This is a genomic window from Acetobacterium wieringae (assembly GCF_023700225.1).
GTDB lineage: Bacteria > Bacillota > Clostridia > Eubacteriales > Eubacteriaceae > Acetobacterium > Acetobacterium wieringae.
This window is the reverse complement of the sequence record NZ_CP097897.1, coordinates 1,676,730-1,688,554: the sequence shown is the minus strand read 5'-3', so window position 1 is coordinate 1,688,554 and position 11,825 is coordinate 1,676,730. Positions and strand designations below refer to the sequence as shown.

14 protein-coding genes are annotated in these 11,825 nt (G+C 46.5%); 4 read left to right on the top strand and 10 right to left on the bottom strand.

The features are described 5' to 3' along the window. Positions 1–171 precede the first annotated feature (171 nt). The gene (locus CHL1_RS08200) at positions 172–1,734 is read left to right on the top strand and encodes a Na+/H+ antiporter NhaC family protein (protein WP_338078305.1); all 1,563 of its coding nucleotides are present in this window, start codon (positions 172–174) and stop codon (positions 1,732–1,734) included. A gap of 60 nt (positions 1,735–1,794) precedes the next feature. On the opposite strand, the gene CHL1_RS08195 is transcribed toward CHL1_RS08200, so the two are convergent. The 7 genes from CHL1_RS08195 to CHL1_RS08165 all read right to left on the bottom strand — a co-directional run bounded on the left by CHL1_RS08195 (position 1,795) and on the right by CHL1_RS08165 (position 6,219). Next, positions 1,795–2,316: a class I SAM-dependent methyltransferase gene (locus tag CHL1_RS08195; protein ID WP_250935993.1), complete on the bottom strand. Its 522-nt coding sequence runs from the start codon at positions 2,314–2,316 to the stop codon at positions 1,795–1,797. Further along, the gene (locus CHL1_RS08190) at positions 2,226–2,597 is read right to left on the bottom strand and encodes a class I SAM-dependent methyltransferase (protein WP_250935991.1); all 372 of its coding nucleotides are present in this window, start codon (positions 2,595–2,597) and stop codon (positions 2,226–2,228) included. The genes CHL1_RS08195 and CHL1_RS08190 overlap by 91 nt, the downstream gene beginning before the upstream one ends. A gap of 34 nt (positions 2,598–2,631) precedes the next feature. Further along, a complete protein-coding gene (locus CHL1_RS08185) occupies positions 2,632–3,063 on the bottom strand; it encodes an EamA family transporter (RefSeq protein WP_228879880.1) in 432 nt (143 codons plus the stop codon). 85 nt (positions 3,064–3,148) lie between these two features. Continuing rightward, the gene (locus tag CHL1_RS08180; protein WP_187389308.1) at positions 3,149–3,886 is read right to left on the bottom strand and encodes a protein kinase family protein; all 738 of its coding nucleotides are present in this window, start codon (positions 3,884–3,886) and stop codon (positions 3,149–3,151) included. Then, positions 3,849–4,553, bottom strand: a complete 705-nt coding sequence (locus CHL1_RS08175) for an ABC transporter ATP-binding protein (protein WP_148638235.1) — start codon at positions 4,551–4,553, stop codon at positions 3,849–3,851. The genes CHL1_RS08180 and CHL1_RS08175 overlap by 38 nt, the downstream gene beginning before the upstream one ends. Before the next feature lie 133 nt (positions 4,554–4,686). After that, a complete protein-coding gene (locus tag CHL1_RS08170) occupies positions 4,687–4,869 on the bottom strand; it encodes a transcriptional regulator (RefSeq protein ID WP_148638236.1) in 183 nt (60 codons plus the stop codon). 96 nt (positions 4,870–4,965) lie between these two features. Continuing rightward, entirely contained in the window at positions 4,966–6,219 is a 1,254-nt protein-coding gene (locus tag CHL1_RS08165; RefSeq protein WP_250935989.1) for an MFS transporter, read from the bottom strand. A gap of 239 nt (positions 6,220–6,458) precedes the next feature. Between CHL1_RS08165 and CHL1_RS08160 the strand changes: the two genes are divergently transcribed. Together CHL1_RS08160 and CHL1_RS08155 are read left to right on the top strand one after the other, a co-directional pair. Beyond that, positions 6,459–7,355, top strand: a complete 897-nt coding sequence (locus CHL1_RS08160; protein ID WP_228880152.1) for a DUF445 domain-containing protein — start codon at positions 6,459–6,461, stop codon at positions 7,353–7,355. A 167-nt stretch (positions 7,356–7,522) separates the two neighbouring features. After that, on the top strand, positions 7,523–8,563 hold the full coding sequence (locus tag CHL1_RS08155) for a branched-chain amino acid aminotransferase (protein ID WP_276520494.1): 1,041 nt from the start codon (positions 7,523–7,525) through the stop codon (positions 8,561–8,563). Between the two features lie 281 nt (positions 8,564–8,844). Here CHL1_RS08155 and CHL1_RS08150 read toward each other — a convergent pair whose 3' ends face one another. Then, positions 8,845–9,435, bottom strand: a complete 591-nt coding sequence (locus tag CHL1_RS08150) for a flavin reductase family protein (RefSeq protein ID WP_250935985.1) — start codon at positions 9,433–9,435, stop codon at positions 8,845–8,847. 189 nt (positions 9,436–9,624) lie between these two features. On the opposite strand from CHL1_RS08150, the gene CHL1_RS08145 reads away from it, so the two are divergent. Next, on the top strand, positions 9,625–9,807 hold the full coding sequence (locus CHL1_RS08145; protein WP_250935983.1) for a hypothetical protein: 183 nt from the start codon (positions 9,625–9,627) through the stop codon (positions 9,805–9,807). A 203-nt stretch (positions 9,808–10,010) separates the two neighbouring features. Here the strand turns inward: CHL1_RS08145 and CHL1_RS08140 are convergent, their stop codons facing one another. Further along, positions 10,011–10,646, bottom strand: coding sequence for an iron-sulfur cluster assembly scaffold protein (locus tag CHL1_RS08140; RefSeq protein WP_250935981.1), 636 nt, complete (start codon positions 10,644–10,646; stop codon positions 10,011–10,013). 12 nt (positions 10,647–10,658) lie between these two features. Beyond that, positions 10,659–11,822 (bottom strand): cysteine desulfurase family protein, encoded by a 1,164-nt coding sequence (locus CHL1_RS08135; RefSeq protein WP_250935979.1) that lies wholly within the window; start codon positions 11,820–11,822, stop codon positions 10,659–10,661. Between the last annotated feature and the right edge of the window lie 3 nt (positions 11,823–11,825).

The window sequence follows — 11,825 nt, the reverse complement described above, 5'->3', positions numbered from 1 at the left end:
CCATCGCCCCGCTCCGACAATTATTCTAAAATGCGCATTTGATTAACGCAATCAATTATGATAGACTACACCCTGTTTAAAAAATTTAAGTCAGGTAATATCAAGCGGTGAAACGTATTTATGAACTTTTTGCAATTATCTGAAATATTATGTTTATGAGAGGAGAAAAAATTGTTTGAAACAGTCGATGTGGGCATTTTGTCCATTATTCCACCAATGATTGCCATTGTTCTGGCGTTGATTACAAAAGAAGTTATCTCCGCCCTGCTAATCGGAATTCTATCCGGAACCCTGATCTATGTCGTTAACAGCGGCGGCGGTGTGGTTGAAATGGGTACGGTTGCTTTTGGCCTGATGGCTGAAACCGTTGGTGAACCGGGCAAGTTTAATATCATCTTATTTTTGGGGCTGCTGGGAGCCCTGGTTTATGTTGTAACCATTGCCGGAGGTTCTCGGGCTTATGGCAACTGGGCCGCCACCAAGCTTAAATCCCGCCGCAGTGCCCAGCTGGCCACCAGTGCTCTGGGCGTTATTATTTTTGTTGATGATTATTTTAACTGCCTCACCGTTGGCACGGTTATGAAACCGGTCACTGACAAATATCAGATTTCCCGGGCCAAGTTGGCCTACATCATCGATTCCACCGCAGCACCAGTCTGCATCATCGCCCCGATTTCCAGTTGGGCAGCAGCGGTCGGCTCGACCCTTTATGAAACGGGAGCTTTCCAAAATGAACTGAGTGCCTTCGTGGCGACCATCCCTTACAACCTTTATGCCTTGTTAAGTATCTTGATGGTTATAATTATTTCTGTTACCAATCTGGATTTCGGATCAATGGCCCGGGTTGAACAGCGAGCGACCGAAACCGGTCAGCTGGGAGCCCTGGATACTGAACTGGAAGAAAAAATTCTGATGGATGGCAAAGGCACACTCTGGGATCTGGTTATTCCAATCAGCTCACTGATTGCCTTCTCAATTTTCTCGATGCTCCAAAACGGTGGCTACTGGTCCGGTGAAGGCTTGACCTTATCGGAAGCCTTTGGCAATTGTGATGCCTCGGCAGCCCTGGTAATGGGCGCCTTCTGGGCTCTGGTTGTGACCTTTTTGCTGTTTATCCCCCGTAAACTGATTGGTTTTAAAACCTTTATGGGTGGCATCGGCGAAGGAATCAAAACCATGGTTCCGGCCTATATTATTCTAACCCTTGCCTGGACTATCGGTGCCCTATGTCAGGATCTGCTGGGTACCGGCCTCTTTATTGGCGAACTGGTTAAATCCAGCAGTATCCCAGTGGGGCTGATCCCGGCCATGATTTTCCTGGTTTCGGCCCTCTTGTCCTTTTCCATCGGAACGGCCTGGGGTACCTTTGGGATCTTCATTCCGATTGTCGTCATGATTTCCCAATACACCGCCCCGGAACTAATGGTCGTAACTTTGTCAGCAACACTGGCGGGATCCGTCTTCGGCGACCATTGTTCACCCATTTCGGATACAACCATTCTTTCTTCCACCGGGGCTGGCTGCGATCATATCCAGCACGTTTCAACCCAGATGCTTTATGCCCTGCTGGTGGCATCCTGCAGCTTTATCGGTTATCTGATAGCTGGTTTGAGCTATGGAAATCTTCCGCTGACCTGGTTAACCTCAGTCGGACTACTGATGGGATCGCTCATCGTCTTCCATCGGATTTCCCAAGCCCGCATCACAAAGCTGGATTTCTCCACATCGAATTGATACTGTCCATTTCAAATGTCCGCCATTTAGCAATAAAATGGCGGACATATTTATTCTACATCAAACTATTTCCCAGATCAGTTCGCCTTTTCGTTGTTGCAAAGCTTCAGTAACCACCCCATTTTCTGCCACTTTTTCCAAATATTGATGAACCCGCGCAAGCTGATCCGGATTATCTAAAACGGCAAGCTCCCGGCTATAAATCCCCTTTGCTTTTTCCAGTGGGAAAACTCGCTTGTGAAGCCCCGTTTCGTATGTCAGTTCCGGGAAAATACCCTTTGTCCATAAAATATTAAAAATATAGTTCAGCTTATTAAACTGGCGGATATAATGTTGATCTGTTAGTGTGTAGAGTGTTTCTTTCAGACAACTATGTCGTTCCACAAACGATGACAGATAACAAAAACCTCTGGAGGAGCCAATCATTTTATAAAGATGATCCGGTTTGCAAATCGCCGGTGACATGCTGGCAATCACCAGATCAAAAGATTCTAGGTAGTGAAAGCTGTCCCAATCCGAGAGAATAAACTCGGTATTTTGTAACCCCGCAGCTGCGGCATTTTCTCTGGCATAGTGCACCATCTTTTTAGAAAAATCCAGCCCCACCACTTTTTTTGTTTTTTTGCCAACTCAACTGCAAATTGTCCCGGCCCACAACCGATATCCAGGACGGTTGTTTCACTCGTGATAATCCCTTTGTCAATCAAGGCCTGAACCTTGTCTTTACGATTTAACTGAGCGTCTCCGGTTGACGATGAAAGATTGTATTCCTCCGCCCGAAAGTCCCAAAATTCTGCAGTTGGTTCTTTTTTCTGGTTGTCACTTAACCAGAGCTCCTCAAAATATGCTGTTTTAAACTGCATCCGGCATTCGTCTCCTTATTTAAATTTAATGTAATTATCGATTAATAAAAAATAACCCTACCAGGCAAAGAGCAATACCTACCAGATGATTGGTGGTCAAAACCTCCTTGTATAGCAAGATACCAATGGGAATCAGTAAGATCGCCAATGAGATATTGGCAACCAGCGACCCCAGGCTAATATTCCAGCCAGCCCGATAGGCGGTTATGTAACCAAATTCCAGGGCGACAACCGAAATCCCCAGGGCAAAACTGGTCCAATTCAGTCGTTTAACCGACTGGACGATTCCTTCTTCCAAGCCATTGGCCAGCATCAGAATCAACGTCAATAACGCTGCCACCAGATACGTAACCAACAGTGATAAAAAAGGATTGACCGTCTCCGGTGTCGATTTCGTGCAGATGTTATAAAACACATTGGCGGTTACAATTAATAGAATGGGCAGATAATAGGTAAGTTCATTCAAAGCTCTCAGACACTCCCCTTCCTTATAATTTTTGTATGACTGCTCACAAACATGGAGCGATTCCCAAGCGCTGTTATGCACCTTTTTATGTCCAGTGCTGTTTAACGGCAGCTCTTAAAACCCGAAAATTCGGATAGGGCTTTTCAATGTGCAGTAACCGCTTGATCACCAAAAGCTCTTCCTCGGTTAGATCAAACTGTTCAATTCCGCCGTTATTGAAACTTGCTGTAATTTCCTCGCAGCTTAATGCCAGGCGCATAAAAACATCACCGATCCCCCAAAAATCCGGATTAAAGTGCGTATCAAATGACAACATCTTTCTGGCCGAACCAAAATCAATCAGAGACAGCTGATCACCGGTCCATAAAATATTGTCAGCTTTAATATCCCGATGGCTGATGCCAAGGTCTGCCAGATAATCCATAACCGCAATTAATTGAAAAAAAATAATGGCGATTTCGCTTTTACCAAAGGCATAGTCACACGCAAGCCAATCCTCGAGGGTCTGCCCCGGCATTTTTTGCATCACCAATCCAAAGCAACCATCCCGATCAATGACCTGGATCAATTTGGGAATGGCTGAATGGTCGATGGTTCTAAGAAACTTAATTTCCCAGTTCAGTTTTCTTTTGCGGCGCTTGACATCATTGGGGTGAAATATTTTAGCAACGTAGTCCTGATCTTCCCGGGATATCAGATAGCTGCATCCAAAGCGCCCCTGACCCAGGAGTTTTACCAGTGCAAACCCATCAAGCGCAAGCGCGCCCCGGAGGGTAGTGAGCCGACTACCATTCGATCTCGTCAACAGATAAGGGCTTTTCATTGAGATAACTCTTCTGAACCTGACCATTTTTCATGATAATAACCTTATCGGCCATCGGCGTAATGGCTTGATTATGGGTGATCAGAATTACCGTCATCTTTTCTTTGCGGCTGGTTTCCTGGAGCAGTTTTAAAATATTCTTGCCGGTATTATAATCCAGTGCTCCGGTCGGTTCATCACAAAGCAATAGTTTGGGGCGTTTAGCCAGAGCTCGGGCAATCGCCACCCGCTGCTGTTCGCCTCCGGAAAGCTGCGAAGGAAAATTTCCCAGTCGTTCTGCCAGGCCGACACTTTTTAAAACTGTTTCGGCATCCATCGGATCATGACAGATCTGGGTCGCCAACTCGACGTTTTCAACCGCCGTGAGATTTTGAATCAAATTATAAAATTGAAAAACAAAACCGGTGTCGTAACGCCGATATTCGGCCAACTCCCGACGGTTTAGGGCCGCAACATCTTTTTCGCCAACAATCACCTGGCCTTCATCACAATCGTCCATCCCACCCAGGATATTAAGAACCGTTGTTTTACCAGCTCCGCTGGGGCCCACAACCACTGCAAATTCGCCCTCATCAATAAAAAAATTGATCCCGTTAGCGGCATTAATGGTTACCTCCCCCATATGATAGCGCTTATGTACATCTTTAAATTCAATAAAATGTTTCATCTTTTTTGTCCTTCTTCAGTTAATTGAGGCACCGCACCCCTTGCAAACAATTATAGCTGCTACCAGTATAGCGAATAAACCTCTCAAAAGCCAGTCTGCTCGAAAAAAAAGAAAGGTTTCCCTTTCTTTTTAGTTATTTTTTGGCTGGTTCCCACTTGCAGCGCACCGGGGAGACAATAGCTTCTTCTTTTTTTAGCTGTTTGAAGGCTTTATCAACTTCTTTACGATCAACCTTCAAGGCTTTTTCAACTTCGCCAGCAGTCATCGGCGCTCCATGCTGTTCCATACAAGCTAAAATTTTATCCTTCAGTTCCATATTTGCCCTCCAAATTCATTCATTCTTATGACAAATTTTAACAGCTCATCCTTAATTTGGGTTTTAATTTGGCCAATTGCTGACCGCAGGTGGTGCTTAATTCTCGCCCACTGCGATAATTGAAGCCTGGCTTAGTTTTTTACTTTGTATCCCTAATATGTGGTTCAGCACCAAAGCAATGGCAGCGAAGACTATAATTACAATAAAGGTCGAACTATAGCTACCGCCAGAGTTCTGCAGTAAATAACTGGAGATCATTGGTCCGATAATAGCCGCCGGTACCAGTAAAAAATTGGACAAGCTGAAATTAAGGGGATAATTTTTTGAACCAAAACTGGAATTGATCACCACCGAGGATAAAGCTGGCACGCCACCATAGGTAACCCCAACCGATAAAAGCCCGATAAAGATGAAAATAACATTATTCATCGTGGCACCCATAAACAAGAAAACGCCAGCAACCAGCAGAAGTATGGTATTGATTCCCATAGCCTTCGCTCTGCCCATTTTGTCAAACACCGTTCCGATCACAACACGACCGCCACCATTAAAAACGGATACCAACAGCCCCAACTGGGCCGGTGCACCAAAGGCCACCGCAATGGTTGCTGCACTCCCAATAATCAGCAGTCCCGATGCGGTAATCATAATCCCCCAGAAGAAATAAGTCCAGAATACGCCGGTTTTTAACATTTCTCTGGCTGTATATTCTTTTTTCTGGCTGGTCTCACCCGCAACAGCTACCGCTTTTTTGGGCGCAGTTACCGGTTTTTTTATAAAGAAGGAGCCCAGAGCCATCACAATTGCTCCCATGATCGCCAGATAAAAGAAAGTGTTCAAAACGCCGACGTCGCCAATTAGAGAACTGATCATCGTTCCCAGAATCAAACCGCCAAGTCCAAAGCCCATTAATAAAATTCCTGACGCCAAACCAGCTTTTTCAGAAAACCAGGGTACAACCGCACTAATAATTGAGTTATAGCCCATACCAACGCCGGTTCCGCAAAGTACCCCATAAAAGATATACAACATCATCAGACTTTGTTCTGGTTGACTCGGATCGATTTTCGAGACCCCGAAGAAACCGATAAACAACATCGCTGCCGCGATCAGAACAATGGTCCGGTTTTTGATCAAGCGGGTTAATTGTCCGCTGACAAAACCACCAATACAAAAAAAGATAATTGAGATGGTAAAATTTAGTGATAAGTCTGTTACCGTCCACGTTTCAAAGACCTTGTTCAGCGGCGCCCTAAAAATTGACCAGGCATACAATAATCCCAGAAACAACAGCATGATGGTTCCAACACACAGGTAGATCCACCGTTTTAAATTCTCATTTTTCATCATTTCCCTCTGCTTCCAAAAATTTTCTTGCTTTATTGTATCAGCTTGCTAAAGTAAAAACAATCATAAATACCAGTAAATCATGCATTTCTTACTGGTTTTCATGATTCCACTGGACAGCATGTTTTAAAAAGATTAAAATATACACTAGTTACAATGGAAGCGTTCATTACGAACGTGACGTAAAATTTTCGTTCCGTTTCTGATTAACTAACTATCAAAAGGCATGACAGGAGGAAATCATGGATTTATCATTCTTTATCGGTCCGTTACTGGGCGGCATCATCGGACTGATCACTAACGGCATCGCGATTCGGATGCTCTTTCGCCCCTTAAACGCCATCAAGGTATTCGGGTTGACCTTGCCCTTTACCCCGGGCTTAATCCCTAAAGAAAAACCCCGTATCGCCAAATCACTCGGGGACGTGGTGGCCAACAATCTGCTTAATGAGGACGTCATCAAAAATGGTCTGCTGTCCCCGGAAATGGACGACAAGATCACCATCGCCGTCAATGGCCTGATTGCTAAAAAAAGCACCAGCGACGAAACCCTGCGGGAGCTGTTTTACTCGTTTTCCGGCACCGAACGCGGTGCGCTGATCATCACAGATGTGACAAACAAAGTGGTCGGTTTCTCTTATGAACGGATGGTCAAAATGGAACTTGGGCCGCTCTTATCAGAAATCGCCGTCACCGAAATTGTCAGCAATCTCCAAGGTTCAATGTTTGCGATGCTGATCAATGAAAATCTGATCAGTTCTGCCAAGGTTAAAATGTCTGAAATCATCGAACGGATGGTGGTTGAAAAAGGCGAGAGTATTCTCGATAACATCTTTGAAAAAGAAAGCACCAATCTGCTCGATAAACGGCTTTGTGACCTTTATCTTGAATACGAAGACCGGATTCCGGAATTTGTCGCCTGGGTTATTTCGACCTATCATCAACTGATCGACAAAAACATCGGCATCTTAATACACGCCCTGGACTTGTCAAAACTGGTTGAAGATCAGATTAACGGCTACGATGTCCTGACTTTTGAAAAAATGCTGTTGGAAATCATGCGTAAGGAACTCAATGCCATTGTCTGGCTGGGCGGATTATTGGGTTGTATCATGGGCCTGGTGATGTCCTTTGTCTAGGGAAGCAAACAGGTTGTCTGAATTTAAAAAACTACCATGGGCTTCGCTGTCGGTTACACCAAACAATTTCTACACTAGGGCGCACAACACTTTCTTGTACTGTTCACCGACACGTTACGAAATAGTTTGTTCGATTCTTTCAAATTTCGCAATCAATTAGGATAGATATTAAAAAGGAGCTAAAAATGACTAAAAAATTAGAAATTAATTGGGATCAATTGGGATTTGAATATATCAAAACGGATTATCGCTATCTGTCGTTCTGGAAAGACGGGCAGTGGGATGAAGGGGTTTTGACTGAAGATAATGTTTTGCATCTGGGTGAAGCAGCTCCCTGTCTGCATTATGGGCAGCAGTGTTTTGAAGGACTGAAGGCCTATCGGACGAAAAATGGCGAGATTCAGTTGTTTCGGGTTGACCAGAATGCCAAACGCTTTCAGGATTCCTGCCAACGGCTGTTAATGCCGGTTATTCCTGAAGAGACCTTTATCAAAGCCTGCCTCGAGGTGGTCAAGGCCAATGCAGCCTATATTCCGCCCTATGGTACTGGCGGCTCGCTGTATATCCGCCCGATGATGATTGGGGTCGGTAATAGCATGGCGGTTAAACCAGCCAATGAATACATCTTTACGGTTTTCTGTATGCCCGTCGGCGCTTACTTCAAAGGTGGGCTGACGCCAGTTAATTTTATGGTCTCCGACTATGACCGGGCAGCCTGCAACGGCACCGGCCAACAGAAGGTTGGCGGCAACTATGCGGCCTCGATGCTGGCCCATGAAATTGCCGTTAAGAACGGCTTTGCCGATTGCATCTACCTGGACCCGACGACGCACACCAAAATTGAAGAGGTCGGCGCCGCCAATTTCTTTGGCATCACCAGAGACAATCGCTTTGTCACCCCCGACTCCCCTTCGATCTTACCCAGCATCACCAAATACTCGCTGCTGTATCTGGCCGAGCATGTTTTAGGGATGGCCGTATCCGAAGAGGATGTTTTCATCGACGAACTGGATATCTTTGCCGAAGCCGGCGCCTGCGGCACTGCTGCGGTAATCACCCCCATCGGCGGTATCTTCCATCACAACCGGCTGCACGTTTTCTACAGCGAAACCGCAGTCGGCCCGGTGACCAAAAAACTCTACGATACCCTCAACGCGATCCAACTGGGCGATCTGGCCGGACCCGAAGGCTGGATTACCAAGCTATAAAAGGGTTTGATTGTAGACTGCGTACCGACCAATTGATAACCCAGTACCGACAATTAATAATCTGATTGTTTGCATCGGGGCGGACACGGCATCGCCTGTCCGATTCTGCGCGCAGGCAACGAGCCAATCATAAGCTTTCTTATAGTTGGCGACTGCCCGCGACCAAGGCGAAAGGAGCGTAGCGGATTTCGCATGGCGCAAGCAAACAATAGATTGATAATTGGTCGGTACGGTATTTCTCGACAACCTCAAACGATGGGTTTACGCCCATCGTTTGAGGTTTATTTTTGCTGTGCGGGTCGTTTCTTCTTTTTCTTTTTGCGAACCGAATAACCGAAACTGCCGACTTTTTCGCCCAGCCCAAAGTATTCGCCGTGGACGTAGGCCAGTAGATCGGCCTGATCCAGATGGAGTTTGCCGCCCTCATCAATCAGGGCGTCCGCCACATGGACCGCCAGAATCTCGGCCATAAACAGATCATGGGTGCCCAGTGGGATGATTTCTTTGACCCGACATTCCATACTTAAGGGACTGGCCGCCAGCATCGGACACTTTACCGTATCGCCGGGGAGTGTGGTTAAACCCATCCGTTCAAATTTATTGATGTCACGGCCGGAACGCACCCCGCAGAAATCGACGGCATTGACCAGCGCTACAGTCGACAAATTGATGGTGAACTCCCGAGTGGCGGTAATGATTTCATAAGATAAGCGACCGGGCCGCAGCGAAATATAGGTCATCGGCGGTTTGGTATTGAGAACCCCGGTCCAGCCCACCGTTATGATATTTTCTGATGCGGCCTCGCCACAGGTTACCAACACCGGAGGTACCGGGGCCAGTAATACCGATCCCGGCCATTTTGTTTTACTCATTGCATTTTCTCCTTTGTCTGCGATAAGATCATTATAGCAGTTTTCCCATCCTTATGGCAGAAAATCATCGTCAGCCGGGCCCAAGACTGCTGAAAAGCATCGATTAAACCATTTAAGTACAATTTTTCTTGCAATTTCTTTGCTAAGCCGATAGTATTATAATTAGAAAAGACAGTGGACAGGAGAAGTATGAAAACAGAATTATTATTTCTAATTAAACGTCTATGTGATCTTGAAGAAGAATTCATGGATTTGACCGAAGAAGAAAAAGAAATTGTCGTTACTACCGCCGAAAGCATGACCGGAAGTCTGGTCTTTTTATTGGAAGCGCTTGAAGATTATTCCATGAGTGGTTTTTACGACGAGGATTGAAACCAACTGAAAAAAACGAATAAGGAGGTAGTTCGATGAAAGTAGCCGCTTTTGTATCCAGTATGGTTGCCCTGGTAATGGGCGCCGCAGCTCTGACCTTAAGTATTATTGCTGTTTCAAAAACTGCCCGTTAGCGGCAAAAGAGCAACGCTTTAACAGGTTGCTCTTTTTTATTGGCGATAAACTACCGTACCGATCAATTATCAGTCGGTAAACTCGACGATGACTTGATCGATATCCCAGAGGGATTCGATTTTTTCCACTGCGTCTTCTTTGATGGCGTTGGCAAACTGATGGGTTTCGGGGAGATCGATGACGATCCGAACCACGCCACCGGTGATATCAATTTCCTTGACCAGATGAGTAGCCACCATATCCAGGCCTTTGATCGGATTCATGACCTTCTTTAAGCGTTTTCTGACAATTTCTTCGGTAGTGGCGACCTTTTCAGTAACCAGGCCGTGCTTTTCTTCATAATTCTGAATTGCCGAGCGCAACACCTCCACTGCCAGCACCGAGCAATGAGCCTTGATTTTGGGCAGCCCGCCCAGGGCTTCCGAGGCTTCCTGCCAGGTAATATTTTTGGCTTCATCAATGGTTTTGCCTTTGGCCAGTTCGGTAATAATCGAACCGGTGGCGATGTTTGAGGCACAACCGTAAGATTCAAATTTGATATCATCGATCTTCTTGGTCTCGGGATCGACCTTTAAATAGAGTGACACCATATCGCCGCAGGCCGGACTGCCTTCGGTTGCTTTGCCATCGGGATCTTCAATCCGCCCGGTATTGCGGGGATTCTTAAAATGTTCCAGGACCAGATCGTTATAAGGACTTGCCATTGTTATTTCCTCCTATTCCTTTCCCAGGGGGCTGATTTTTCTCAGGTTCTCAACCACCTTTTTCAGCGTTTCCACCACAAAAACCACCTCTTCCATGGTATTGAAGCGACCCACTGTCATCCGGATCGAGCCGTGAGCCCGCTCATGGTCACCACCGATGGCGGCAATCACATGACTGGCTTCCAGGGAGCGGCTAAAACAAGCCGAACCGGTGCTGACGGCAATGCCATACATGTCCAGATGAAGGGTGATCGATTCCCCCTCCACATAATGGAAGGTGATATTGGCATTTTGGGGCGTCCGCTGCCGGGGATGACCGTTTAGGATAACATCAGGGATCTGCTCGCTCACCATGGTGATAATGTGATCCCGCATTGCTGCCAGCCGGATGTTTTCATCCGCCGTCACCAGTTCCGCCACTTTGGCAAAGCCGACGGCACCGGGAATGTTATCCATCCCGCCGCGGAGATCAAACTCCTGAAAACCGCCATCCATTATTTTAGCCAGAGTGGTGCCTTTTTTTACATAGAGTCCACCAATCCCCTTAGGACCATGCAGGGTATGAGCCGAGACGGTGATCAGATCAACGGCAATGGTGTTGACATCCAGAGGCACACGCATAAAGGTGTGGGTGGCGTCAGTATGAAAGAGTGCCCCCTGATCATGGCAGATTTTGCCGATCGCATTGATATCCTGAAGGGTGCCGATCTCCTGATTACCATGCTGAACCGAGACCAAAATGGTTTCCGGGCTGATCAGCGCCTGGAGTTTTTTAAGATCCACCAGACCATCCCCATCGACGTCCAGATAATCGACGGTGAAGCCTTCCTTTTCCAGGGTTCTGGCGCTGTACAGCACTGGAAAGTCTTCAATTTTGGAGACGATCAGGTGTTTACCTTTTTTTGCCCCCAAAGCCTTGGCAACCCCTTTTAAGGCCAAATTACTGGACTCGGCACTGCCGGAGGTGAAAATAAACTCCTGGCTGTTGGCGCCCAGGGCCTTTGCAAGCCTAGTTCTGGCATCATCCAGGGCTTCTTTTGCCTCAACCCCCAACGAATAACCAAATTCCGAGGTCGCCACCGAGTAACGGTCAAAATATAGCGGTTTCATCACTTCCAGCACCTGCTCATCCAGCCGGGTAGCGGCGGCATTATCCAAATAATACACGTTTTCCATGAG